Genomic DNA, 22,824 nt, shown 5'->3' with positions numbered 1-22,824 from the left:
GGTAGCCGAATTGGGCCAGCCCCCGTCCGGGTCACTGGTCCTGCGCGGTCCAGTCGATCAGCGCATCGAAGGCGGCGCGCGCCGCGCCGGCGTTCTCGCCGTTGGCGATGGCCACCAGCACGTAGCGCCGGCCGCTCGCGCCGTGCACGTAGCCGGCCACGCCCGACGCGTCGCGCAGCGTGCCGGTCTTCAGGTGGGCCGCGCCGCCCGAGCGCAGCGTGCGCCGCTTCAGCGTGCCGTCCACGCCCATCGCGGGCAGCGAGGCCACCAGCTCGGGCATCACGGGCGAGCGCCATGCCACCTGCAGCATCTTGCCGAGCGCGGCGGCGCTGATGCGCTCGTCGCGCGACAGGCCCGAGCCGTTCTCGAACACCGGCGAGGCCTCGCCGGTGCCGATGCGGTCGCGCCACCACTGGCCCATCGCGCTGCGCGAGGCTTCGAAGGTGCCGCGCTGCTTCTGCGTGAGGCCGAGCGTGAGGAACAGCTGCTGCGCCATCACGTTGTTGCTGTACTTGTTGATGTCGCGCACCACCTCGGCCAGCGGCGGCGATTCGAAATCGAAGGTCGGCTTCAGGCCCGCGGGCACGCGGCCTTCGCGCATCTGGCCGCCCACGCGTCCGCCCATCTCGGCCCACATGCCGCCGATGGCGCGCAGGCTGTAGGTGCGCGGGTCGGCGTACGCCACGGCCCAGCTCTTCTCGCCGCAGCCCGTCGGAAAGCCGCCGTTGAAGCGGATGCGGTTCACGTCGCTGAAGTCGGGCTTGAGTGCACCGCGCCAGTCGCCGCATTCGCCGGGCGCCAGCGGCACGGTCGGCGGCATCGCCACGCTGGCCAGCGGGGGCTCGTAGCTCACGCGCGCGAACTGGCCGGCGCGGTCGGGCGCGAAGGTCATGTTCACCGACTTGAAGTTCACCAGCAGCGCATCGGGCGAGGCGTTGTAGGGGCGCAGCGGTTCGCCGTCGAAGGCGGCGGGGTCGTTCTCGACCGTGGTCTCGAAGGCGCTGCGGTCGATCACGATGTCACCGCTCACCGTGGTGATGCCCAGGCCCTGCACGTGGCGCAGCAGCAGCCACACGCGTTCGAGCACCAGCTTGGGATCGCCCTGGCCCTTGATGTAGAGGTTGCCGTTGAGCACGCCGTTGGCCACCGAGCCCTCGACGTAGACCGGCGTGTTCCAGCTGTAGGCCGGGCCGAGCAGGTCGAGCGCCGCGTAGGTGGTCACCAGCTTCATGATCGAGGCCGGGTTCACCGGCACCTGCGAGCGCCAGGCCAGGCGCGGCGCGCGGCCGGCGTCGGCATCGGCCACGAGCACAGTCACGGCGTCGCGCGACACCTTGGCGCGCGCGAGGGCGGCATCGACCTGGGGCGGGAGGGCTTGCTGTGCGAGGGCGCCGGTCGAAACCAGCAGTGCAAGGGTCAGCGCAAGAGTCTGCGCACGGGGCGCGTGGCGGAAGGCAGGAGGCATCCGCCGATTATCCCGGCGCGAACACGTGCAGCTTCGCGTGGTAGAGCAGCATGATCGTCTTGGCGTCGGCGATGCGGCCGTCGGCCACCATGGCCAACGCCTCGTCGATGCGCAGCTCGAGCACCTCGATGTCCTCGCCCTCCTCCGCCAGCCCGCCGCCCGCGCCGACGCGCATCGAGGCCTCGTAGGGCGCGACGAAGAAGTGCAGCTTCTCGGTCACCGAGCCCGGGCTCATGAAGCTCTCGAACACTTTCTGCACCGCGCCGAGCCGGTAGCCCAGTTCTTCTTCGACCTCGGCGCGGATGCGTTCCTCGGGCGCGGCGTTGTCCAGCAGGCCCGCGGCCGCCTCGATCAGCAGGTCGTCGTGGCCGTTGACGAAGGCCGGGTAGCGGAACTGCCGCGTGAGCAGCACCGTGCGCTGGCCGAGGTGATAGGGCAGCAGCGTGGCGCCGTTGCCGCGGTCGTAGGTCTCGCGGTGCATGCGCTGCCACTCGCCGTCGTTGCGCCGCCAGTCGAAGGCGGTGGTGCGCAGCGTGTACCAGTTGTCGGACAGGAGGGTGACTTCGTGCACCCGGACGCGGTCGTGAATGGTCATGGCGGTGAGCATAAAACCGGATTCGTGCAATATCAAGATGATTCGTGCAACATCGTGCAAACTCGCTATCATCGGCCCATGCTCACCCGCCCGCGCAAGCAACACATCCTCTCGGTCCTGCGGCGCGACGGCCAGGTCGTCGCCAAGGCGCTCAGCGAGGAGCTGGCCCTGTCCGAAGACACCATCCGCCGCGACCTGCGCGAGCTCGCGGCCGAAGGGCTGCTGCAGCGCGTGCACGGCGGCGCCCTGCCGGTGGCGGCGGCCGAGGCCGACTTCACCGGGCGCCAGCAGCTCGCGCCCGACGAAAAAGTGGCCATCGGCCGCGCCGCCGCGCGCCTCGTGAAACCGGGGCAGGTGGTGTTCATCGACGGCGGCACCACGGCCGTGCAACTGGCGCGCCACCTGCCGCTCACGCTGCAGGCCACGGTGGTCACGCACAGCCCGTCGGTGGCGGTCGAGCTGCAGGCGCACGCCGGCATCGAGGTGGTGCTGATCGGCGGGCGCCTCTTCCGGCATTCGATGGTGGCGGTCGGCGCGGCGGCCATGGCGGCCATTTCGCGCATCCATGCCGACACGTATTTCATGGGCGTCACCGGCGTGCATGCCGAGGCGGGCCTGACCACGGGCGACGCGGAAGAGGCCGAGATCAAGCGCGCGCTCATGGCCGCGGCGGCCGAGACCATCGTGCTGGCCTCGTCCGAAAAGCTCGGGGCCGCGTCGGCCTGGGTGATCAACCCGCTGGCGGACGCAACGCAGCTGCTGGTGGCGCCGCAGGCCCCGGAGCAGGCGCTGGCGCCGCTGCGCGCGGCCGGCCTGGCGATCCTGCGCGCCGACGAGGCTGGTTGATTCGCCCCGCCCCTGCGCGGCCGAGGTCCGCCCTCGATAATGGCGGGATGCCCGCCGCGCTCCCGCAGACCTCCCCGCCCCTCCTGTCTCCCCGCATGCTCGGCATCGGCGCGGCCGTGGTCACCGTCGTGGTCTGGACCGCCTTCATCCTCATCGCGCGCGCCTCGGCCGCACGTTCGCTCACGCCCTTCGACCTCGCCTTTGCGCGCGTCTGCGGCGCCAGCCTGGTGCTGGTGCCCTGGGGCGCATGGCTGGCGACGAAGCACCGCGGCGCGGTGTCGTCGTTCTTCGGTTTGTCGCCGCTGTCGCTGCGCGTGACGGCCACGGCCGGCATCTTCGGCGGCGTGGCCTACGCGCTCATCGCGTACAGCGGCTTCTTCTTTGCGCCGGCCGGCCATGCCGCCGTGCTGATGCCCGGCAGCCTGCCGCTGTGGACCACCTTGCTGGCTGCACTGGTGCTGCGCGACCGCATCACGCCCACGCGCGCCATCGGCCTGGCGATGATCGTCGCGGGCGACCTCGTGGTCGGCGGGCGCAGCCTGCTGCACGCCTTCGAGGGCGGCGAGGTCTGGAAGGGCGACCTGATGTTCATGGGCGCCGCCTTCTGCTGGGCCTGCTACAGCATCGTGGCGCGCCGCCACGGCCTCGACGCGGTGCGCGCGACCATCGCCATCACCGTGTTCGCGCTCATGACCTACGTGCCGGTCTACACGCTGCTGGTGGCTTCGGGCGCGGTCGTGAGCCACATCGGCAGCGCGCCGTGGGGCGAGGTCGCGTTCCAGATGGCCTTCCAGGGCCTCGGCTCGGTCGTGATCTCCGGCATCACCTTCACCAAAATGATCCAGCACTTCGGCCCCGTGCGCACCACCATGATCACGGCGCTGGTGCCGGGCCTGTCGGCCTTCGGCGCGGTGCTGTGGCTGGGCGAACCGATGCACTGGAGCCTGATCGCCGGGCTTGCGCTGGTGACGGCCGGCATCCTGTTCGGCGTGCGCAAGGCCGCGGCCGTGCGTGCGGCGCCGGTCTGCCCGACGCCGTGCCCGGCAGGAATGGGGCGTCCGAATGTTTGACAAGCTGCTGGCCTTCGACACGAGCACCGAGCACCTGTCGGTCGCGGTGCGCCACGGCGACCGCGTGCTGGCGCACAGCGGCGTGGGCGGCGCGCAGGCGTCGAGCACGCTGCTGCCATTGATTCGTCAGCTGCTTGCCGACGCGGGGCTCGCGCTGGCCGAGCTCGACGCCATCGTCTTCGGGCGCGGCCCGGGTTCCTTCACCGGCCTGCGCACCGCCTGTTCGGTGGCGCAGGGCCTGGCCTTCGGCGCCAAGGTGCCGCTGCTCCCGGTCGACACCCTGCTGGCGGTGGCCGACGAGGCACGCCATGCCTTCGGCGCGCAGCGTGTGGTGGCCGTGCTCGATGCGCGCATGGACCAGCTCTACGCCGCGCACTACGACTTCGACACCGCCGGCCCGTTCGGCGGCGATCCCGAGCCGCTGCTGCTCGCCCCCGAGGCGCTCGAGGTGCCGGCCGGCTGGGCGCTCGCCGGCAACGCCTTCACCGCCTACGGCCCGCGCCTGGCGCCCGCCACGGCCCGCCACGAGGTGCTGCCCACGGCCGCCGCCATGCTGCGGCTGGCGCCCGCGCTGCTCGCGGCCGGACGCACCGTGCCCGCCGCGCAGGCCTGGCCGCTCTATGTTCGCGATAAAGTGGCGCAAACCACCGAGGAACGCGCCGCCATCAAGGCTGCTGCCGCTGTCGTTCCGCCGAACCCCGCATGAGTGCTGTCCTCCAGTCCGTCGAAGCCCGCCTTGAACCGCTCACCGTCGAGCGGATCGATGCCGTGTGCGCGGTCGAGCAGACGGCCTACACGCACCCCTGGACGCGCGCCAACTTCACCGATTCGATGGCCGTGGGCTACCACTGCCAGTGCCTGCTGGCGCCCGGCGTGGCAGCGGGTGTCGAATCGCCCTGCACCAGCCTGGGCGAAACGCTCATCGGCTACTTCGTCGCCATGAAGGGCGTGGACGAGGTGCACCTGCTCAACATCACCGTGGCGCCGGCTTTCCAGCGCCAGGGCTGGGCGCCGCTCATGCTCGAAGCGCTGGCCGGCTGGTCGCGCGGCGAGGGCGCGCTGTGGCTCTGGCTGGAGGTGCGCGAAAGCAACCGGCGCGCGCTCGACATCTACCTGCGGCAAGGCTTTCGCAGCGTCGGCGTGCGCAAGGGCTACTACCCGGCGTTCGACGGCAAGCGTGAAGACGCGGTCGTCATGAGCATGCGCCTCAACGAAACAGGCTCCGCCTGGGGAGCTTTGCGATGACGGACACCGCAGTCCACACCCTGCGCCTGGACGCGCGCCAGCGCGCCATGCTCGACGAGATGGGCGTGAAGGTCTGGTGGCCCGTGCCGCCGGAACCCGAGATCGAAGTCGAAGCCGAGCCGCAGGCCCCCGTGGCCGCTGATTCCGGCATGCCCGACATGCCCGAAGGCCCGCCGCTGGAGCTCGACGATCGCGACCAGTCCTACGACGCGCCCCCGCCGCCCTCGCCGCGCCCGGCACCCGCGCCCGTCGCCCGCCCCGTGGCCGCCCCGGCACCGCGTCCCGTCGCGGCACCGCCCGTGGCGCAAGGCGCCGCCGTGCTGGTCGAAGCGCCCTGCCGCCTGTATGCCGACAAGGCCGATGCCACGGCGCCGGTGCAGGGCGGCTGGCTGGTCGTTGCCGACATGCCGCCCGAGGCCGACGGCCGCCACGGCGAGCCCTTCGCGGGCGACGCCGGCCGCCTGCTCGACAACATGCTGCGCGCGCTCAAGCTGCACGACGGCCGCACGCCCGTGCACCTGATGCGCACGCACCGCGGCGTGGCCGCCGGCCAGCCCGGCAGCCCGCAGCCGATCGATGCCGCGTTCGACGCCCACGCCGCGGCGCTGGCGCCGAGCATCGTGCTGGCGATGGGCCCGCTGGCCGCGCAGAGCCTGATGCAAAGCCGCGATCCGCTGGGCAAGCTGCGCGGTCGCGCGGTGCCGCTGGCGTCGGCGAACGGCGTGCCGGTGGTCGCCACGTACCACCCCGCCTACCTGCTGCGCAACCCGGCCGACAAGGCCCGCGCCTGGGCCGACCTGTGCCTGGCGGCAGAGCAGGCCACCCCCACGGCCTGAGGGCGGCGGGCGGGGTCCGTAAAATCGGCCCCCATGACTTTCCTCGACAAGCTGGCCGCCGCACAGCAAACCAACGGTTCGTTGCTCTGCGTGGGCCTCGACCCGGAGCCCGCCAAATTCCCGGGGGCGTACAAGGGCGACGCCAGCCGCATCTATGACTTCTGCGCGCGCATCGTCGACGCGACGGCCGACCTGGTCATCGCCTTCAAGCCGCAGATCGCCTACTTCGCCGCCCACCGCGCCGAAGACCAGCTCGAACGCCTGATGGAACACATGCGCCGCAACGCGCCCCACGTGCCCACCATTCTTGACGCCAAGCGCGGCGACATCGGCTCCACTGCCGAGCAATACGCGCTCGAAGCCTTCGAGCGCTACGGCGCCGACGCCGTGACGCTGTCGCCCTTCATGGGCTTCGATTCGGTCGCGCCCTACCTCAAGCACGAAGGCAAGGGCGCCTTCCTGCTGTGCCGCACCAGCAACCCCGGCGGTTCCGACCTGCAGGGCCAGCGGCTCGCGAGCGTCGAGGGCCAGCCCTTCCTGTACGAGCACGTCGCGCGCCTGGCGCAGGGCCCGTGGAACCTCAACGGCCAGCTCGGCCTCGTGGTGGGTGCGACCTACCCGGCCGAGATCGAGCGCGTGCGCGAACTCGCGCCGACGGTGCCGCTGCTGATCCCGGGCGTCGGTGCCCAGGGCGGCGACGCGGTTGCCACGGTGCGCGCCGGCTGGCGTGCCGATGCGCCGATCATCGTGAACTCGTCGCGGGCGATCATCTATGCCTCGTCGGGCGAAGACTTCGCCGACGCGGCGAAGAACGCCGCGCGCACCACGCGCGACGCGCTCGAAGCCGCCAAGCCTTAGTTTCTGCGGAGTCGAGTGAACGCCTCGAACTCCCAATTGCGCATGCCCAGCAGCAGGGTGTAGCCCTCGCGGTCCTTGGCCGACAGCTTCTGGTCGGTCTGATGCTGCTGCGCAAAGTCTTGCGCCACGCGCTGCAGCCGCTCCAGGAAGGCCGGTGCCAATGACCGGCTGATCGAGCCGTGCACCAGCAGCAGGCCTTCGGCCGGGCCGTCGAAGCCGCCCTTGTAGTAATCGAGCACCACGTTCTCGCGGAAGAACTCCATCACCGGGCCGTGCGGGCGCCAGCGGAAGGTTTTCGCGAGCTTCAGGCGGTACCGGTTGAGCGGACGCAGCTCGATGATGCCGATGCGGTCCAGTTGCGCCAGGCAGCCGATGCACTCGGGCTCGGTGATCCGGTACGACGCCACGATCTGCTCCAGCGTCCACTGGCTCAGCACGCTGATCGCCACCAGCAGCAGCTTCTTGTCCTTGACCACGGCCTTTTCCTGCTCGTGCGTCAGCTCCTTCAGCAGCGGCTGGGCGTCGGCCACGCGCCGCGCCAACTCGGCGAAATCGATCTTCAGGGCGCGGCAGATCGCGTCGACGCGCGACAGCGGCATGTCGCTCTTGGCCAGCATGCGCTTGACGCTGGATTCCGCCATGTCCAGCGACCGGGCCAGGTCGGCATACGTCATGCGGGCGCTTTTGAGTTCGTTCTTGAGGGCCTGGACCAGGTCGACGGTGGTGCTCATGAAGGGAGGGTACGGGTTGAAGGTATAGAAAAAGGATACCGAAGGGTGTGAAATAGTGCCTCGTATCGATTCTCGATGCCTGGGGGAGGGCTGGCAACTAAATTCCACCCGCCAGACACCACCCCCACCGAGGAACGCCATGCTTTTGCCCACCCTGACACGTCGCGAACGCGGACTGTTGTTCACCTTCGCGCTGCTCCTGCTCGTCGCCTTCTTCGGCCCGGCGCTGCCCGCCGCCGACGTGGCGATCGCCTCGGTGTTCGCCGACAACCGGCCGCTGCTGCACCTGCCCAACGCGATGGACGTGCTGAGCAACCTGCCGTTCCTGGCGATCGGCTGCCTGGGGCTGTACCGGCTCAACCGCATCGACCGTTCGCACCAGGAGGCGCTGGCCGGGTTCCCGCTGGCACCGCCCGCCAACGACCCGCCCGACAACACGCTGGACTGCGCCTGGCTGTTCTTCGCCGGCCTGATCGCCACCGCCGCGGGCTCGGCCTTCTATCACCTGCTGCCCGACGCGCCCCGCCTCGCCGCCGACCGCGCCGGCATGGCCGTGGCCTTCGCGGGCCTCATCGGCATCGCCGTCTGCGAGCGGGTCAGCCAGCGTGCCGGCTGGCCCGCTGCCTGGTTCGTGCTCACGGCCGGCCTGCTGGCGGCCGAGGTCTGCCAGGAAACCGGCAACGTGCTGCCCTGGGCGCTGGTGCAGTTCGGCGGCATGGCGGTGGTGCTCACGCTGGCGCTGGCCACGCCGATGCGCGGCGCCGTCGGGCTCAAGCTGGGCTGGGTGATCGCGTTCTACGCGGTGGCCAAGGCCTTCGAGCTGGGCGACCACGCCATCTACGAAGCCACCGGCCACCTCGTGTCGGGCCACACGCTCAAGCACCTGGTGGCGTCGCTGGCCGGCCTGCCCGTGCTGATGGCGCTGAACCGCCTCGAAAAGGGCTGGCGCGCCACCCTGCTGCGGCACAATCCCGACCCTGCCGCCGTCGCGGCATGACGCGGCCTGACCACGGGAACGCCCGTGGCGCAACGGTAGAAGACAAAGAGGAGATTGCATCGCATGACAACCCCCGCCGCCGCCGCGCCCGCGCCCGTGGTTCATGAGGCCAACGCCCACGCCAACCAGTTCGCGCTGCTCGGCCAGCGGCGCTTCGCACCCTTCTTCTGGACCCAGTTCGCGGGCGCCGCGAACGACAACCTCTTCAAGTTCGCCTTCACCGTCATGGTGACCTACCAGCTGCAGCTCAGCTGGATGCCGCCCGCGATGGCGGGGCTGGTGATCGGTGCGCTGTTCATCCTGCCGTTTTTGCTGTTCTCGGCCACGGCCGGGCAGCTGACCGACAAGTTCGACAAGACGAAGATGATCCGCTTCGTCAAGAACCTCGAGATCGCGATCATGGTGATCGCCGCCTGGGGTTTCGTGCGCGCCGATGCGGTGGTGCTACTGGCCTGCGTGTTCCTCATGGGGCTGCACTCCACCTTGTTCGGGCCGGTCAAGTTCGCCTACCTGCCGCAGGTGCTCGACTCGCGCGAGCTCACGGGCGGCAACGGCATGGTCGAGATGGGCACCTTCGTCGCCATCCTGCTGGGCCAGGTGGCGGGCGGGCTGCTGGTGGCGATGCCGCAGATCGGCCACACCACGGTGGCCGTGGCCTGCCTGCTGCTCGCGCTGGTGGGGCGCGGCGTGGCGCAGGCCATTCCGCCCGCGCCGGCCACCGACCCGAGCCTGGTCATCAACTGGAACCCTTTCAGCGAAACCTGGCGCAACCTGATGCTGGCGCGCGAGAACATCGTGGTGTTCCGCTCGCTGCTCGGCATCTCGTGGATGTGGTTCTTCGGCGCGGTGTTCCTGAGCCAGTTCCCGAGCTTCGCCAAAGAAGTGCTGCATGGCGACGAGCAGGTGGCGTCGCTGCTGCTGGTGGTGTTCTCGGTGGGCATCGGCGTGGGCTCGCTGCTGTGCGAGACGCTGAGCCGCCGTCAGGTCGAGATCGGCCTCGTGCCGCTGGGCGCCATCGGCATGAGCGTGTTCGCCATCGACCTGTACTTTGCCTCGCGCGCCTTGCCGCCTTCCGCCGGCATGGGCCTGGGCGCCTTCGTGAACCAGGCCGCGCACTGGCGCGTGATGGCCGACCTCGCGCTGCTGTCGCTCTTCGCGGGCCTGTACAGCGTGCCGATGTACGCACTGATCCAGCTGCGCAGCCAGCCCACGCACCGCGCGCGGATCATCGCGGCGAACAACATCCTCAACGCGCTCTTCATGATCGGCAGCTCGGTGCTGGCGGGCGCGCTGCTGGGCGCGGGCTTCACCATTCCGCAGATCTTTTTGTTCACCGGCATCGCCAATGCGGTGGTGGCGTTCTACATCTTCATGCTGGTGCCCGAGTACCTGCTGCGCTTCGTGGCCTGGGTGCTGTCGCGCTTCGTGTACCGCTTCGACATCAAGGACGACCAGCACATTCCCACCGAAGGCGCCGCCGTGCTGGTGTGCAACCACGTGAGCTTCATCGATGCGGTGTTGCTGATGGCCGCGAGCCCGCGGCCCATCCGTTTCATCATGGACCACCGCATCTTCAAGGTGCCGGTGCTCGGCTGGCTCTTCAAGCTGGCCAAGGCCATTCCGATCGCGCCGCAGAAGGAAGACCCGGCCGCGTACGAGGCGGCCTTTGCAAAGGCCATCGGCGTGCTGCGCGAGGGCGACCTGCTCGCGATCTTCCCCGAAGGCGCGATCACGCGCGACGGCGAGCTGCAGCCCTTCAAGGGCGGCGTGATGAAGATCCTCGAGGGCGCGCGCGCCGAAGGCATCGAGCCGCCGGTGATTCCGATGGCGCTGACCAACCTCTGGGGCTCGTACTTCAGCCGCATCGAGCTGCGCGGCGGCCACCAGGTCGCCATGGCCAAGCCCTTCCGCCGCGGCTTCTTCAGCCGCGTGGGCCTGCGCGTCGGCCACCCCGTGCCGCTGCAGGAAGTGCAGCCGGAGACGCTGCGCCAGCGTGTGGCGGGCCTGCTGACGACTTGAGGCGCGCGAAAGTATCTCGTCGGGATACTGCAGGACGCCAGCGCCGCAACTGGTTGAAGTATCCGAGCCTCGCGGCGTGAAGGCGAACCATCATTCGCTCACCTTCACTGCGCCGCGAGGCCTTCATGCAACCCCTCTCTTCCCCCACCGCTTCGATCGTCCCGCGCAGCCAGCCGGCTTCGCGCAAGGCCACCCTGACGCGCTCGATGGCCGCGCTGGCCTTCGCCGTCTGCGCCGCGTTCGCGGGTGTGGCGACGCCGCGGCCCGCACAGGCGCAGAGCGAGGCCTCGACCGCGCTGTCGCTGCTGCCCGTGGCCTCGGTGGTCGGCGCTGCGTCTGTCGTCGGTGCATCGGCCACCGCGGTGGTCGCCGTGCCTGCGGCGCTGTCGGTGGGCGGTTCGGTGCTCACGGTGATCGCGGTCGAGGCCTCGGTCGATGGCACCGTCTATCTGCTCGAGCGCGCCTCGGACGGCGCCCGCGCCAGCGTCAAGGTGATGGGGCGCGCCACCCGCGGCGTGTCGGTGGTCGCCGGCACGGCCGTGGTCGTGAGCGTGATCGGCACGGGGGTCGTGCTCTCGGCCGCCGGCGAGGTGCTGGCCTTCGTGCCCAACGCGGTCGGCCGCGCATTGCTCCACAACGAAAGACTGTCGTGAAACCCGCCGTGCGCCCCGCGCTGCTGCTGGCGTTCGCCGTTGCAGCGGTGCTGCCGCAGCAGGCGAACGCCGGCCGCTCGTGCGAACAGGTCAAGCCGACGCCGGCACTGATCGTCAAGGGCATGCAACTGGCCGAGCGCACCTCGCAGCAGCTCGATGCGAGCGGCGCGCGCGTGGTCATCCTGGCGCGCGCCGGGCAGGACCTGAGCAAGTACGGCCTGCGCTATTCGCACCTGGGCATCGCCTACAAGACCGACGAAGGTCCGTGGCGCGTGCTGCACAAGCTCAATCACTGCGGCACGGCGGTGGCCGCGGTCTACCGGCAGGGGCTGGGCGAGTTCTTTCTCGACGACCTGTGGCGCTACGAGGCCGCGTGGTCCGTGCCCGCGCCCGCGGTGCAAACGCAGCTGCTGGCCGCGCTGCGCGAGCCCGATGCGCGCCTGGTGCGGCTGAATGTGGCGCCTTACAGCATCGTGAGCTACGCCTGGGGTCAGAAGTACCAGCAGTCGAACCAGTGGGCCCTCGAGACCCTGGCCGCCGCGATGGAGCCCGCCACCATCGGCACCCGCGCGCAGGCGCAGGCCTGGCTGCAGTTCAAGGGCTACGAGCCGACCACGCTGAACCTCGGCCCACTGACCCGCCTGGGCGGGCGCGTGGGCTCGGCCAACATCGCGTTCGACGATCATCCGAACGAGAAGCGGTTTTCGGACCGCATCGAGACCGTGACCGTCGACTCGGTGTTCAGTTGGCTGCCGCGCGCGGGCCTGGGTGCGGCGCCGGTCACACTCAAGCTCTGAGCCAAGAGACACAACGAAGAAAAGAAAGAACGAAGGAAAGACCATGAGCAAATCCCTGCGCCTGTCCGAGAAGTGGTTCCGCCGCGGCCTGTGGCTGGTGGCGTTCGTGTTCGCGAGCTTCCTGATCGGGCTGGGCAGCACGATCGTGGGCGACCTGCCGCAGGTCGAGCGCGTGCGCGTGCTCGACGACTTCATCGACAAGCCGGCGGCCGAGCCGCTGCGCGCCACCATCAAGGCGTCTGAAAAGGCCGAGGAGCAGGCTGCGCGCGACCTCGACCAGGCGCAGCTGCAGCTCAACGTGGCGCAGCAGGCCAGCGCCAACGCGCGCGAGACCTTCGGCAACTGGATCGCCACGCGCCGCGCCACCGCGCAACCCGACCAGGACACCGAACTCATCGCGCGCACCAGGGCGCTCGACGCCTTCAAGCAGAAGGAAAACGCGGCGCAGCGCAAGGCCGACGCCCAGCGCCAGATTGCGCTCGATGCGCGCCAGGCCGAGCAGCGTGCGCGCGAGGCGTTGTCGGTGCTGGAGCACGATGCGCAGGAGCGCCTGGACGCCGAATACCGACGCATCGAACTGCGCGTGTTCGCCTACCGGCTCGCGCTGACCCTGCCGCTGCTGCTGGTGGCCGGCTGGCTGTTCGTGAAGAAGCGCAAGAGCACCTACTGGCCCTTTGTGTGGGGCTTCATCTTCTTCGCGCTGTTCGCCTTCTTCGTCGAGCTGGTGCCCTACCTGCCGAGCTACGGCGGCTACGTGCGCTACGTGGTGGGCATCGTGCTCACGGTGCTCGTGGGGCGCTACGCGATCATCGCGCTCAACCGCTACCTGGCACGGCAGAAGCTCGCCGAGCAGCAGCCCGACCAGGTGCGCCGCGAAGAGCTGAGCTACGACGTTGCGCTGGCACGCCTGGGCAAGAGCGTGTGCCCCGGCTGCGAGCGGCCGGTCGATTTGAAGAACAACGAGATCGACTTCTGCCCGCACTGCGGCATCGGCCTGTTCGATCACTGCGGCCACTGCAGCACGCGCAAGAGCGCGTTCTCCAAGTTCTGCCACGCCTGCGGAACCGCCGCGACCGCAACGTCAGCGCCGCACACACCTGTGACCGGCACTGCGCAATCGGTCACGCCGGGCGCGCCGGTTCAGCCGGCCACGTAGCGAAAGCGCCGCACGGTCGTGCTACAACCCCGGGCTGCGGTACGCAACGCCGTGCCGCGGGTTTTCCCATTCACATTGACGGAGCACACCCATGAGCATTTTCGGCAAGATTTTTTCCAAGATTTTTCCGTCGGCCAACGCCGCTGAAGTCGTCGCCGCACCGCCGGCGGCTGCACCCGGCGCGCCGGCCGCTGTCGCACCGCCGGCTGCGATCCCGCTGGGCGACGTGCCCGCCGTCCTGGACGCGATGCCGGGTGCCGCCGGCCTGAACTGGCGCACCTCGATCGTCGACCTGCTCAAGTTGCTGGGCCTGGACAGCAGCCTCGCCGCGCGCAAGGAACTGGCCAGCGAAATTCTCTACAGCGACGGCGAACCGGGTTCGGCCGAATGGAACATCGGCCTGCACAAGCAGGTGATGACGCGCATCGCCGCCAATGGCGGCACGCTGCCGGCCGAACTGCGCGACTGATCGGTCCCGCCACCCACGCAGCAGAAAGCCCGGCATGCCGGGCTTTTTCTTTGGGGCGACCGTTGAAGCGCTTCAGGTCCAGCCTGCGTCCACCACGTAGTCTTGTGCAGTGCACATGCGCGAATCGTCGGCCGCGAGGAACAGTGCCATCGCGGCGATGTCTTCCGCCATCACGCGGCCCGGCAGGCACTGCGCCGCATCGATCTCCGCGCCCGATTCGGGCTTCACCCACAGCTGGATCTGCCGCTCGGTCATCACCCAGCCCGGCATGATCGTGTTGACCCGGATGTTCTGCTTGCCCAGGTCGCGCGCCAGCGAGCGCGTGAGGCCGATCACGCCCGCCTTGCAGGCCTGGTAGACCGGGTAGCCGCGGCCCTTCATGAGCCAGCTGATCGAACCGAAGTTGACGATCGAGCCGCCGCCCAGCCCGCGCATGTCGTCGGCCACGGCCTGCGCGGCAAAGAACTGGTGCTTGAAGTTGACGGCCACGAGGCGGTCGAAGTCGTCGCTCGTCACGTCGGCCAGTTCGTGGCGCCGGTCGTTGGCTGCGTTGTTCAGCAGCACCGACACCGGCCCGAAGCGCTGGCGTACCGCATCGATGGCGGCGGCGAGCGCGGCCGTGTCGGTCACGTCGCAGGGCACGAACAGCGCGGGCTGCGCGCCCTGCAGTTGCGCGGCAAGCGCGCCGCCGGCGGCGGTGTCGAGGTCGCAGAAGCCGACCTTGGCACCCTGTGCATGAAAGGCCCGCACCAGCGATTCGCCGATGCCGCTGGCGCCACCCGAGATGAACACGGTGCGGCCGGCCAGCGAGGGGTAGCGGGCGGTGTAGACAGAAGCAGAGGAAGCAGCGGCGGATGTCATGGCCGCAAGCCTACCCCAATGCCGCCGCGCCGGCTGTCAGACGCCGCGTGCGCGGTCGGCCTTGAACTGTGCGCGAAACGCCGTGAAGGTGCCCGCGTCGAGCGCCGCGCGAATCTCCGTCATCAGGTTCAGGTAGTAGTGCAGGTTGTGGATCGTGCACAGCATCGGACCGAGCATTTCGCCGCAGCGGTCGAGGTGATGCAGGTAGGCGCGGCTGAAGCCCTCGCGCCCGCCGTCGTTCCAGCTCACGCCCGAGGTGCCCGCGCAGGCATGGCAGGTGCAGCTCGGGTCGACCGGCTGCGGGTCGCTCTTGTGGCGCGCGTTGCGCATCTTCAGGTCGCCGAAGCGCGTGAACATCGTGCCGTTGCGCGCATTGCGCGTGGGCATCACGCAGTCGAACATGTCGACGCCGTCGGCCACGCCCTGCACCAGGTCTTCGGGCGTGCCCACGCCCATCAGGTAGCGCGGCTTGTTCGCGGGCAGCCGGTGCGGCGTGTGGCCCATGATGTGCAGCATCTCTTCCTTGGGCTCGCCCACGCTCACGCCGCCGATGGCGTAGCCGGGGAAGTCCATGTCGACCAGCGCGGCGAGCGACTCTTCGCGCAGGTTCTCGAACATGCCGCCCTGCACGATGCCGAACAGCGCGTTGGGGTTTTCGAGCCGCGCGAATTCGCTCTGGCAGCGCTTGGCCCAGCGCAGGCTCAGCTCCATCGAGATGCGGGCTTCGGCCTCGGTCGTGATGTGGCCCTTGGTGTCGTAGGGCGTGCACTCGTCGAACTGCATCACGATGTCGCTGTTCAGGATGGTCTGGATCTGCATCGAGACCTCGGGCGTGAGGAACAGCTTGTCGCCGTTGACGGGCGACGCGAACTTCACGCCCTCTTCGCTGATCTTGCGCATCGCGCCCAGCGACCACACCTGGAAGCCGCCCGAGTCGGTGAGGATGGGCTTGTTCCACTTCTCGAACTGGTGCAGCCCGCCGAAGCTCGCCATCACGTCGAGGCCCGGGCGCATCCACAGGTGGAAGGTGTTGCCCAGGATGATCTGCGCGCCCATCTCTTCGAGGCTGCGCGGCATCACGCCCTTGACGGTGCCATACGTGCCCACGGGCATGAAGATCGGCGTCTGGACCTTGCCGTGGTTGAGCGTGAGCGTGGCGCGGCGCGCGTGGCTGTCGGGGTCGGTCTTGAGGAGTTCGAAGTTCAGCATGTCGTTCAGTCCGTTTGTCGTGCGAGCAGCATGGCATCGCCGTAGCTGAAGAAGCGGTAGCCGTTGGCAATGGCATGGGCATACAGCGCCATCACGCGCTCGTAGCCCGCGAAGGCCGAGACCAGCATCATCAGCGTGCTCTTCGGCAAATGGAAGTTGGTCACCAGCACGTCGACGTGTTCGAAGGCGAAGCCCGGCGTGATGAAGATGCGCGTGTCGCCCGTGGCCTCGCCGCTCTTGGCCCACGATTCGAGCGTGCGCACCGTGGTCGTGCCCACCGCAACGACGCGCCCGCCGCGTGCCTTGCATTCGGCAATGGCGCGCTGCGTGGCCTCGGGCACTTCGTAGCGCTCGGCGTGCATCGTGTGCTCGGCGATGTTCTCGGTCTTCACCGGCTGGAAGGTGCCGGCGCCCACATGCAGCGTGACGCTGGCGCGCTGCACGCCGCGCGCTTCGAGTTCGGCCAGCAGGCCTTCGTCGAAATGCAGCGCGGCGGTGGGTGCGGCCACGGCACCGGGCACGCGCGCGAACACGGTCTGGTAGCGGCGCTCGTCGTCGGCCGAGTCGGTGTGCGCGATGTAGGGCGGCAGCGGCACGTGGCCGCAGCGCTGCATCAGCGCATACGGGTCTTCGCCGGCGTCGCTCTCGAAGCCGAAGCGGAACAGCGCGCCGTCTTCCTCGGGCCAGCGTCCCAGCAGCGTGGCGCGGAAGCCGCCCACCATCTCGAGCGTGGTGCCGATGGGCGGCTTCTTGCTGACCTTCATGTGCGCCACGACCTCGTGGCCCTGCAGCACGCGCTCGACCAGCAGCTCGAGCTTGCCGCCGGTCGGCTTCTCGCCGAACAGGCGCGCCTTGACCACGCGCGTGTCGTTGAAGACCAGCAGGTCGCCCGCGCGCAGCAGCGAGGGCAGTGCTTTGAAGATGCGGTCGACCGGGGCGTCGCCGGTGCCGTCGAGCAGACGGGAGGCGGTGCGTTCGATGGCCGGGTGTTGGGCCACCAGCTCGGGCGGTAGATGGAAATCGAAATCGGAAAGCGTGAAGGCGCGCATGGTGCTTGAGGGCCGGACGGGCCCGTGCCAAGGAGGCATGGGAAAGGGAAAAAGGCGGAGAGCGGCGATTGTCCCATGGCCCGGAATCACGGGTGCCGACCGGGGTTGCCGAGGCAAAATCGACGCATGGTCGATTCCTCTGTCGCGCGTGTTGCGCCGTCCCCAGCCCCTCCTTCCGAAGGCGAGCTCTTCAAGAAGATCCTGGGCAGCGCCTGGATGGGGCTGCATCCCGACATTCGCCGGCGCTTCGACAAGAACCCCCTGCCGGGCAAGGCGCTGCACTACCTGGGCGCGCTCAGCGAACTGCGCTGCTCGCGCTTCGGCAAGCTGCTGGGCCACCTCACGCAGCCGATGATCCAGGGCGCGCTGATCCCGTACAGCGACAGCCACTTTCCGGTCGAGATCCAGGTCTACGCCCGGCCCGACGACCCGGCCATCTACAAGCAGCGCATCTACCGCCTGCACGGGCGCCAACCCATCCAGTTCACCAGCTTCATGCGCGAGAGCGAACGCGGCGAGGTGCTGGAGTACGTGGGCATGGGGCTGGGCATGAAGCTGGTGCTGAGCGTGGAAGCCAACGGCAGCCTGCATTTCCAGAGCGACGGCTATTTCTGGGAGCTGTTCGGCTGGCGCATTCCGCTGCCGGGCCTGTTCACGCCGGGCAAGACTTTTCTCTGGCACCACAACGAGACGCCCGAGCGCTTCAACATCCGCATCGAGATCCGTCACTGCCTCATGGGCACCACCTTCACGCAGGTCGGCGTGTTCGAGGAAGTGCCGGAGCCGCAGGCGGTGTCCGCATGATCGACACGCACCTGCTGGCCCTGCAGCTCATGGCGGCGCAGGGCGCGCTGGGCGCCTTCGACACGCTCTACCACCACGAAGGCACCGAAGCCCTGCCGCGCCGCGGCACGGCGGGGCGCGAGCTGGCGATCCATGCCACGCGCTCGTCGATCTATTGCGCGCTGTTCCTCGGGCTGTCGGCGTGGGCCTGGCACGGCGCATGGGCGTGGGTGCTGCTCGCGGTGTTCGGCGTCGAGATCGTGCTCACGCTGTGGGACTTCGTGGTCGAAGACGGCAGCCGCCTGCTGCCGCCGACCGAACGCGTCACGCACACGGTGCTGGCCATCAACGCCGGCGCGTTCATCGCGCTGCTGGCGATGAGCGCGGTCGGCTGGGCAGACCAACCGACGGCGATGGTGTGGCAGCCGCATGGCTGGCTCAGCGCCTTCCTGGCGCTGTGCGGCGTGGGCGTCGGCATCTCGGGCCTGCGCGACGGCTTCGCAGCGCGCGCCTTGTTCAAGCAGCAGAAGCAGGCGCAGGTGCGCGCCATCGAGGCCCCGGTGCGCTTCGGCACGAAACCGCGGCAAGTGCTGGTGACGGGCGGTACCGGCTTCATCGGCCAGATCCTCGTGCGCCACCTGCTGGTCGACGGCCACGCGGTGACGGTGTGGACGCGCGACGCGCGCGGCGCCGCCTGGGGCTTCGGCGGCGCGGTGCGCTGCGTGCAATCGCTCGACCAGATTCCCGCCGCGGACGCCATCGACGTGGTCGTCAACCTCGCGGGCGCGCGCATCCTTGGCCAGCGCTGGAGCGCGCGGCGCCAGCAGCAGCTGCTGCAAAGCCGCGAAGGACTGACGCAGCAACTCGTCGCGTGGATCGCCGCGCGCCCACGCAAGCCGTGGCTGCTGCTCTCGGGCTCGGCCATCGGCTACTACGGCGTGCAGCCGCAGGGCGACACCACCGAGCTCGCCGAAGACGCGCCGCCGCAGCGCATCTTCATGTCGACGCTGTGCCAGCGCTGGGAGCAGGCCGCGCACGCGGCCGTGGCGCACGGCGTTCGCGTGGCCTGCCTGCGTTTCGGCTTCGTGCTGGGCCACCAGGGCTCGCTGCCGCAGCTGCTGATGCCGGTGCAACTGGGCATGGGCGGGCGCCTGGGCAGCGGGCGGCAGTGGCTGTCGTGGGTGCATGTGCATGACCTGATCCGCGCCATCGCGCATGTGTGGACCGTGACCGAATCCGCCACCGTCCCTGTCGCCGCGCAGGCCTTCAACGTCACCGCGCCGGGCGCGCTGGGCCAGGAGGCCTTCACCCGCGTCGCCGCCGGCGTGTTGCACCGCCCCTGCTGGATGCCCACGCCCGCCGCGCCCGTGAAGCTGCTGCTGGGCGAGCAGGCCGACCTGCTGCTCGAAGGCCAACGCGTGGTGCCGGCGCAGTTGCTGCGCACCGGCTTCCAGTTCATGTTCCCCGATGCCCGCAGCGCCTTGACGGACCTTTGCCGTCCACGCTAGAAGCCTTGTCCGTGCCCGCCAAGAAAGAACCGACTCCCCCTCCCGCCGTGCAGGCGCCGGCGCAACCGCCCGGCACCGGCCTGAGCCTCGTGCAGCGCGCGCTGCGCAAGCTCGGCCTCGTGCGCGACATCGACTTCGCGCTCTACCTGCCGATGCGCTACGAGGACGAGACGCGCGTCGTGCGCCTCGCCGACACGCGCGACGGCGACATGGCGCAGGTCGAGGGCGTGGTCACCGAGTGCGAGGTGGTGTTCCGCCCGCGCCGCCAGCTCATCGCCACCATCGACGACGGCAGCGACACGTGCCAGCTGCGCTTCTTCAACTTCTATCCGTCGCAGCAGAAGCAGCTTGCGGTGGGCGCCAAGGTGCGCGTGCGCGGCGAGATGCGCGGCGGCTTCGTGGGGCGGCAGATCATGCATCCGACCGTCAAGGCGGCCGGCACGGCGCTGCCCAATGCGCTCACGCCGGTGTACTCGACCGTCGCCGGGCTCGCGCAGCCGGTGCTGCGGCGCGAGGTGCGCTCGGGCCTGGCGCGCGCGCTGCTCGACGAGACCATCCCCGTGCAGATCGGCCTGCGCGGCGCGTGGGACCTGCGCAGCGCGCTGAGCTTTTTGCACTACCCCACGCCCGACGTGTCGATCGCCGCGCTCGAAGACCACAGCCATCCGGCGTGGCAGCGCATCAAGGCGGAAGAACTGCTGGCGCAGCAGCTCTCGCAGTTGCAGGCGCGGCTGGAGCGCGCGGCGCAGCGTGCGCCGGTGCTGCCTTCGTCCGCCGAACCGGTGGCGAGTTCACTGCACGCGCAGCTGCTCGCCGTGCTGCCCTTCGGTCTCACCGGCGCGCAGCAGCGCGTGGGCGAGGAGATCACGGCCGACCTGCACCGCCAGATCCCGATGCACCGCCTGCTGCAGGGCGACGTGGGCTCGGGCAAGACCGTGGTCGCGGCGCTGGCGGCGGCGCGCTGCATCGACGCGGGTTTCCAGTGCGCGCTGATGGCGCCCACCGAAATCCTCGCGGCACAGCACTTCGGCAAGCTGGTCGGCTGGCTCGATCCGCTGCTGGCCGAGCGCGGCCTGCGCGTGGCCTGGCTCACGGGCAGCCAGAAGAAGAAGGAGCGCGACGAGATGTCGGCCGCCGTCGAAAGCGGCGAGGCCGCGCTGGTCATCGGCACGCACGCGGTCATCTCGGAAAAAGTGCGCTTCAAGAAGCTCGCGCTGGCGATCATCGACGAGCAGCACCGCTTCGGCGTCGCGCAGCGCCTCGCGCTGCGCGGCAAGGCCGGCGGCGACCTCGAGCCCCACTTGCTGATGATGAGCGCCACACCGATTCCCCGCACGCTGGCGATGAGCTACTACGCCGACCTCGACGTGTCGACGCTCGACGAGCTGCCGCCGGGCCGCACGCCCATCGTCACCAAGCTGGTGGCCGACCACCGGCGCGACGAGGTCATCGACCGCATCCAGGCGCAGATCGCGCAGGGCCGGCAGGTCTACTGGGTCTGTCCGCTCATCGAGGAGAGCGAGGCGGTCGACCTGCGCAACGCCACCGAGACGCGCGACGAACTCGCTGGCACGCTGGGCGACCACATCCACGTCGGCCTGCTGCATTCGCGCATGCCCACGGCCGAGAAGCAGGCGGTGATGGCCGCGTTTACCGCGAACGAAATCCAGGTGCTCGTGAGCACCACGGTGATCGAAGTGGGCGTCGACGTGCCCAACGCCTCGCTCATGGTGATCGAGCATGCCGAGCGCTTCGGCCTCTCGCAGCTGCACCAGCTGCGCGGGCGCGTGGGGCGCGGCGCGGCGGCTTCGGCCTGCGTGCTGCTCTATGCGCCGGGCGACAGTGGGCGCGTGGGCGAGGCGGCGCGTGCGCGGCTCAAGGCCATGGCCGAGACCGGCGACGGTTTCGAGATCGCGCGGCGCGACCTCGAGATTCGCGGGCCCGGCGAGTTTCTGGGCGCACGCCAGTCGGGCGCGCCGCTGCTGCGCTTTGCCGACCTCGCGACCGACACGCTGCTGCTCGACTGGGCGCGCGAGCTGGCGCCGGTGATGCTGCAGAAGCACCCCGAGCTGGCGCAACGCCACATCGATCGCTGGCTCGGCACCAAGGCCGAGTACCTCAAGGCCTGAGAAAGATCAGGCCGCCGGCCGGCGCGTGAAGGCGAGGATCAGCCCGAAGCCGACCATCATGCTGCCGCTCACGCGGTTGAACCAGCGCATCGCGCGGCTGCCATTGGCCAGGCGTCGCATGCGCGCGCCGAGCAGCGCATACAGCGCGATCGCGACCACTTCGAACACGAGGAAGGTCACGCCCAGCAGCAGGTAGCTCGACGCATACGCGCCGGGCACCACGAACTGTGGGAAGAAGGCGGTGAACACCAAAATCGCCTTCGGGTTGCCGGCCGCCACCGTGAACTCCTGGCGCACCAGCGCGTGCATCGATGGCGGGGCCGCGTCGTGCGCCTGCACCTGCGCGGTCGGTGCCGGCGCGCGCAGCAGCCGGATGCCGATCCACACGAGGTACGCGGCGCCGATGTACTTGATGACATCGAAGGCCAGCTCTGAAGCCACCAGCACCGCGCCCATGCCCAGGCCCGCGATGGCGATCATGACCGCGAAGGCCACGAGCCGGCCGCTCGCCGCAATGACCGCCGGCGACACGCCGTGCTTCGCGCCGTTGGTCACCGACAGCAGGTTGTTGGGGCCGAACGCCATGTTGATGGCGAAGCAGGCGGGCAGGAACAGCAGGTAGGCAGACAGGGTCATGGCGTGTCCGTCGAACGAAGAGGAGCCGCCATTATCTGCAGGTGAAGCTAGCCGTCGATGCCGCTTTCGGGCATCTGCCGCGCATACACCGCCAGCACGATGCGCTCGGAGTGGATGAGGTAGTCGTTCAGCGCCGCCGAGCCTTCGGCGAACTTGCCGGCCTCGATGAGCTCGAGCAGCTTCGTGTTCATGTCCACGTAGGGCGCGTGCAAAAACTCGGGGTCTTTCAGCAGCCCGAAGGCCAGTCGCAGCTCGACCAGGATGTGGGCGAACAGCACGTTGAGCCGTTCGCTGTCGGCCAGCTCGACGATGCCCTTGTGGAACTCCATGTTGGCCGTGCCCACGCCCAGCCAGTCGCCGGCGTCGCGGCATTTCAGCGCCATCTCGACCGCCTCGCGCATGTGCTTCTTGGCGGGGTGGCGCGGGTAGGCCTGCGCCAGCGCCTGGCACTCGATGAGCCGGCGCACGCGGTAGATGTCGATGATCGACGCGATGCTCGGCACCGCCACGAACACGCCGCGGTTCGGCGCGTGCTTGAGCAGGCCTTCCTTGGTCAGCGTGCGGAACACCTCGCGCAGGGTGTTGCGCGAAATCTCCAGGCTGTCGGCCAGCGCGGCCTCCGACAGCCGCTGCCCCGGCGAGAACTCGCCCTTCACGATCTTCTGGCGAATCAGCTCGGCCACGCGGTCGTTGAGCGTGAGCGCGCCGGCGGCCGGCGAAGCGGAGGAAGGGGGGGAATCCAGTCGGGTCATGCCGGTCGGTAGAGAGAAAAAAGAGCGGGTCGCAGCGAGCCTGCGTTCTAACAGAGGCCGCCGGTGCCCCGCCGCGCGGGCGCACCCAAACGCCCCGTTTCAGGGTTTTCATGGGGGTATTCAGGCACTGTTGTTGGGCACACTACGTGAAATTGTTCAA

At 69.5% G+C, this 22,824-nt stretch carries 23 protein-coding genes; 15 read left to right on the top strand and 8 right to left on the bottom strand.

What is annotated here, in order from left to right; all coding sequences use genetic code 11:
- Nucleotides 1–31: 31 nt before the first annotated feature.
- Both dacB and RZE79_RS29410 read right to left on the bottom strand, forming a co-directional pair.
- Nucleotides 32–1,465, bottom strand: coding sequence for a D-alanyl-D-alanine carboxypeptidase/D-alanyl-D-alanine-endopeptidase (dacB, locus tag RZE79_RS29415; RefSeq protein ID WP_319358003.1), 1,434 nt, complete (start codon nt 1,463–1,465; stop codon nt 32–34).
- 7 nt (nt 1,466–1,472) lie between these two features.
- Complete coding sequence (locus tag RZE79_RS29410) at nt 1,473–2,060, bottom strand: GDP-mannose pyrophosphatase (protein ID WP_319358002.1); 588 nt, start codon at nt 2,058–2,060, stop codon at nt 1,473–1,475.
- Between the two features lie 78 nt (nt 2,061–2,138).
- Between RZE79_RS29410 and RZE79_RS29405 the strand changes: the two genes are divergently transcribed.
- The 6 genes from RZE79_RS29405 to pyrF are packed head-to-tail and all read left to right on the top strand — an operon-like array spanning nt 2,139 to nt 6,915.
- Nucleotides 2,139–2,906, top strand: coding sequence for a DeoR/GlpR family DNA-binding transcription regulator (locus RZE79_RS29405; RefSeq protein WP_319358001.1), 768 nt, complete (start codon nt 2,139–2,141; stop codon nt 2,904–2,906).
- Between the two features lie 47 nt (nt 2,907–2,953).
- On the top strand, nt 2,954–3,976 hold the full coding sequence (locus RZE79_RS29400; RefSeq protein WP_319358000.1) for a DMT family transporter: 1,023 nt from the start codon (nt 2,954–2,956) through the stop codon (nt 3,974–3,976).
- Complete coding sequence (gene tsaB / locus RZE79_RS29395) at nt 3,969–4,682, top strand: tRNA (adenosine(37)-N6)-threonylcarbamoyltransferase complex dimerization subunit type 1 TsaB (protein WP_319357999.1); 714 nt, start codon at nt 3,969–3,971, stop codon at nt 4,680–4,682. Before RZE79_RS29400 ends, tsaB begins: the two co-directional genes overlap by 8 nt.
- Nucleotides 4,679–5,221, top strand: a complete 543-nt coding sequence (gene rimI / locus RZE79_RS29390; protein WP_099793929.1) for a ribosomal protein S18-alanine N-acetyltransferase — start codon at nt 4,679–4,681, stop codon at nt 5,219–5,221. Before tsaB ends, rimI begins: the two co-directional genes overlap by 4 nt.
- Nucleotides 5,218–6,057: a uracil-DNA glycosylase family protein gene (locus RZE79_RS29385; protein ID WP_319357998.1), complete on the top strand. Its 840-nt coding sequence runs from the start codon at nt 5,218–5,220 to the stop codon at nt 6,055–6,057. The genes rimI and RZE79_RS29385 overlap by 4 nt, the downstream gene beginning before the upstream one ends.
- A 33-nt stretch (nt 6,058–6,090) precedes the next feature.
- The gene (pyrF, locus tag RZE79_RS29380) at nt 6,091–6,915 is read left to right on the top strand and encodes an orotidine-5'-phosphate decarboxylase (RefSeq protein ID WP_056577070.1); all 825 of its coding nucleotides are present in this window, start codon (nt 6,091–6,093) and stop codon (nt 6,913–6,915) included.
- On the opposite strand, the gene RZE79_RS29375 is transcribed toward pyrF, so the two are convergent.
- Nucleotides 6,912–7,646, bottom strand: coding sequence for a helix-turn-helix transcriptional regulator (locus RZE79_RS29375; protein WP_099793925.1), 735 nt, complete (start codon nt 7,644–7,646; stop codon nt 6,912–6,914). The genes pyrF and RZE79_RS29375 overlap by 4 nt on opposite strands.
- Nucleotides 7,647–7,785: 139 nt before the next feature.
- Between RZE79_RS29375 and RZE79_RS29370 the strand changes: the two genes are divergently transcribed.
- From RZE79_RS29370 to RZE79_RS29345, 6 genes are all read left to right on the top strand, one after another.
- A complete protein-coding gene (locus tag RZE79_RS29370; RefSeq protein WP_319357997.1) occupies nt 7,786–8,643 on the top strand; it encodes a hypothetical protein in 858 nt (285 codons plus the stop codon).
- 63 nt (nt 8,644–8,706) lie between these two features.
- On the top strand, nt 8,707–10,662 hold the full coding sequence (locus RZE79_RS29365; RefSeq protein ID WP_319357995.1) for an MFS transporter: 1,956 nt from the start codon (nt 8,707–8,709) through the stop codon (nt 10,660–10,662).
- 206 nt (nt 10,663–10,868) lie between these two features.
- Nucleotides 10,869–11,315, top strand: a complete 447-nt coding sequence (locus RZE79_RS29360) for a hypothetical protein (RefSeq protein WP_319361333.1) — start codon at nt 10,869–10,871, stop codon at nt 11,313–11,315.
- Nucleotides 11,312–12,112, top strand: a complete 801-nt coding sequence (locus RZE79_RS29355) for a DUF2145 domain-containing protein (protein WP_319357994.1) — start codon at nt 11,312–11,314, stop codon at nt 12,110–12,112. The genes RZE79_RS29360 and RZE79_RS29355 overlap by 4 nt, the downstream gene beginning before the upstream one ends.
- Nucleotides 12,113–12,155: 43 nt before the next feature.
- Nucleotides 12,156–13,268: a serine endopeptidase gene (locus tag RZE79_RS29350; RefSeq protein ID WP_319357992.1), complete on the top strand. Its 1,113-nt coding sequence runs from the start codon at nt 12,156–12,158 to the stop codon at nt 13,266–13,268.
- A gap of 91 nt (nt 13,269–13,359) precedes the next feature.
- Nucleotides 13,360–13,737 (top strand): DUF3597 domain-containing protein, encoded by a 378-nt coding sequence (locus tag RZE79_RS29345; protein WP_153281571.1) that lies wholly within the window; start codon nt 13,360–13,362, stop codon nt 13,735–13,737.
- A 72-nt stretch (nt 13,738–13,809) separates the two neighbouring features.
- On the opposite strand, the gene RZE79_RS29340 is transcribed toward RZE79_RS29345, so the two are convergent.
- Genes RZE79_RS29340 through queA form a run of 3 tightly spaced genes read right to left on the bottom strand, consistent with a single transcriptional unit; the run spans nt 13,810 to nt 16,856 of the window.
- Complete coding sequence (locus RZE79_RS29340) at nt 13,810–14,598, bottom strand: SDR family oxidoreductase (protein WP_319357990.1); 789 nt, start codon at nt 14,596–14,598, stop codon at nt 13,810–13,812.
- A gap of 36 nt (nt 14,599–14,634) precedes the next feature.
- The gene (gene tgt / locus RZE79_RS29335; RefSeq protein ID WP_153281573.1) at nt 14,635–15,807 is read right to left on the bottom strand and encodes a tRNA guanosine(34) transglycosylase Tgt; all 1,173 of its coding nucleotides are present in this window, start codon (nt 15,805–15,807) and stop codon (nt 14,635–14,637) included.
- A 5-nt stretch (nt 15,808–15,812) separates the two neighbouring features.
- Complete coding sequence (queA, locus tag RZE79_RS29330) at nt 15,813–16,856, bottom strand: tRNA preQ1(34) S-adenosylmethionine ribosyltransferase-isomerase QueA (protein WP_319357987.1); 1,044 nt, start codon at nt 16,854–16,856, stop codon at nt 15,813–15,815.
- A gap of 126 nt (nt 16,857–16,982) precedes the next feature.
- On the opposite strand from queA, the gene RZE79_RS29325 reads away from it, so the two are divergent.
- Genes RZE79_RS29325 through recG form a run of 3 tightly spaced genes read left to right on the top strand, consistent with a single transcriptional unit; the run spans nt 16,983 to nt 21,276 of the window.
- Nucleotides 16,983–17,660, top strand: a complete 678-nt coding sequence (locus tag RZE79_RS29325) for a DUF4166 domain-containing protein (protein ID WP_319357986.1) — start codon at nt 16,983–16,985, stop codon at nt 17,658–17,660.
- On the top strand, nt 17,657–19,147 hold the full coding sequence (locus tag RZE79_RS29320) for a TIGR01777 family oxidoreductase (RefSeq protein WP_319357984.1): 1,491 nt from the start codon (nt 17,657–17,659) through the stop codon (nt 19,145–19,147). Before RZE79_RS29325 ends, RZE79_RS29320 begins: the two co-directional genes overlap by 4 nt.
- An 11-nt stretch (nt 19,148–19,158) precedes the next feature.
- Nucleotides 19,159–21,276: an ATP-dependent DNA helicase RecG gene (gene recG, locus RZE79_RS29315; protein WP_373696518.1), complete on the top strand. Its 2,118-nt coding sequence runs from the start codon at nt 19,159–19,161 to the stop codon at nt 21,274–21,276.
- A 6-nt stretch (nt 21,277–21,282) separates the two neighbouring features.
- Here recG and RZE79_RS29310 read toward each other — a convergent pair whose 3' ends face one another.
- Complete coding sequence (locus tag RZE79_RS29310; RefSeq protein ID WP_319357982.1) at nt 21,283–21,912, bottom strand: LysE family translocator; 630 nt, start codon at nt 21,910–21,912, stop codon at nt 21,283–21,285.
- 47 nt (nt 21,913–21,959) lie between these two features.
- Complete coding sequence (locus RZE79_RS29305) at nt 21,960–22,664, bottom strand: GntR family transcriptional regulator (protein ID WP_319357980.1); 705 nt, start codon at nt 22,662–22,664, stop codon at nt 21,960–21,962.
- Nucleotides 22,665–22,824 lie beyond the last annotated feature (160 nt).

The sequence above is a fragment of the Variovorax sp. EBFNA2 genome, from assembly GCF_033802765.1.
Taxonomy (GTDB): domain Bacteria; phylum Pseudomonadota; class Gammaproteobacteria; order Burkholderiales; family Burkholderiaceae_C; genus Variovorax; species Variovorax paradoxus_H.
The sequence above is the reverse complement of the archived record's forward strand: the minus strand, read 5'-3'. Positions and strand labels throughout refer to the sequence as shown.

Bases quoted from the DNA above. Each gene is read 5' to 3' on its own strand.
- RZE79_RS29320 (WP_319357984.1), top strand. From the start codon at position 17,657: ATGATCGACACGCACCTGCTGGCCCTGCAGCTCATGGCGGCGCAGGGC.
- RZE79_RS29305 (WP_319357980.1), bottom strand. From the start codon at position 22,664: ATGACCCGACTGGATTCCCCCCCTTCCTCCGCTTCGCCGGCCGCCGGC.
- RZE79_RS29360 (WP_319361333.1), top strand. From the start codon at position 10,869: ATGGCCGCGCTGGCCTTCGCCGTCTGCGCCGCGTTCGCGGGTGTGGCG.
- RZE79_RS29350 (WP_319357992.1), top strand. From the start codon at position 12,156: ATGAGCAAATCCCTGCGCCTGTCCGAGAAGTGGTTCCGCCGCGGCCTG.
- rimI (WP_099793929.1), top strand. From the start codon at position 4,679: ATGAGTGCTGTCCTCCAGTCCGTCGAAGCCCGCCTTGAACCGCTCACC.
- tgt (WP_153281573.1), bottom strand. From the start codon at position 15,807: ATGCTGAACTTCGAACTCCTCAAGACCGACCCCGACAGCCACGCGCGC.
- pyrF (WP_056577070.1), top strand. From the start codon at position 6,091: ATGACTTTCCTCGACAAGCTGGCCGCCGCACAGCAAACCAACGGTTCG.
- RZE79_RS29370 (WP_319357997.1), top strand. From the start codon at position 7,786: ATGCTTTTGCCCACCCTGACACGTCGCGAACGCGGACTGTTGTTCACC.
- RZE79_RS29375 (WP_099793925.1), bottom strand. From the start codon at position 7,646: ATGAGCACCACCGTCGACCTGGTCCAGGCCCTCAAGAACGAACTCAAA.
- RZE79_RS29340 (WP_319357990.1), bottom strand. From the start codon at position 14,598: ATGACATCCGCCGCTGCTTCCTCTGCTTCTGTCTACACCGCCCGCTAC.
- RZE79_RS29405 (WP_319358001.1), top strand. From the start codon at position 2,139: ATGCTCACCCGCCCGCGCAAGCAACACATCCTCTCGGTCCTGCGGCGC.
- queA (WP_319357987.1), bottom strand. From the start codon at position 16,856: ATGCGCGCCTTCACGCTTTCCGATTTCGATTTCCATCTACCGCCCGAG.
- dacB (WP_319358003.1), bottom strand. From the start codon at position 1,465: ATGCCTCCTGCCTTCCGCCACGCGCCCCGTGCGCAGACTCTTGCGCTG.
- RZE79_RS29345 (WP_153281571.1), top strand. From the start codon at position 13,360: ATGAGCATTTTCGGCAAGATTTTTTCCAAGATTTTTCCGTCGGCCAAC.
- RZE79_RS29365 (WP_319357995.1), top strand. From the start codon at position 8,707: ATGACAACCCCCGCCGCCGCCGCGCCCGCGCCCGTGGTTCATGAGGCC.
- tsaB (WP_319357999.1), top strand. From the start codon at position 3,969: ATGTTTGACAAGCTGCTGGCCTTCGACACGAGCACCGAGCACCTGTCG.
- RZE79_RS29310 (WP_319357982.1), bottom strand. From the start codon at position 21,912: ATGACCCTGTCTGCCTACCTGCTGTTCCTGCCCGCCTGCTTCGCCATC.
- RZE79_RS29400 (WP_319358000.1), top strand. From the start codon at position 2,954: ATGCCCGCCGCGCTCCCGCAGACCTCCCCGCCCCTCCTGTCTCCCCGC.
- RZE79_RS29325 (WP_319357986.1), top strand. From the start codon at position 16,983: ATGGTCGATTCCTCTGTCGCGCGTGTTGCGCCGTCCCCAGCCCCTCCT.
- RZE79_RS29385 (WP_319357998.1), top strand. From the start codon at position 5,218: ATGACGGACACCGCAGTCCACACCCTGCGCCTGGACGCGCGCCAGCGC.
- RZE79_RS29410 (WP_319358002.1), bottom strand. From the start codon at position 2,060: ATGACCATTCACGACCGCGTCCGGGTGCACGAAGTCACCCTCCTGTCC.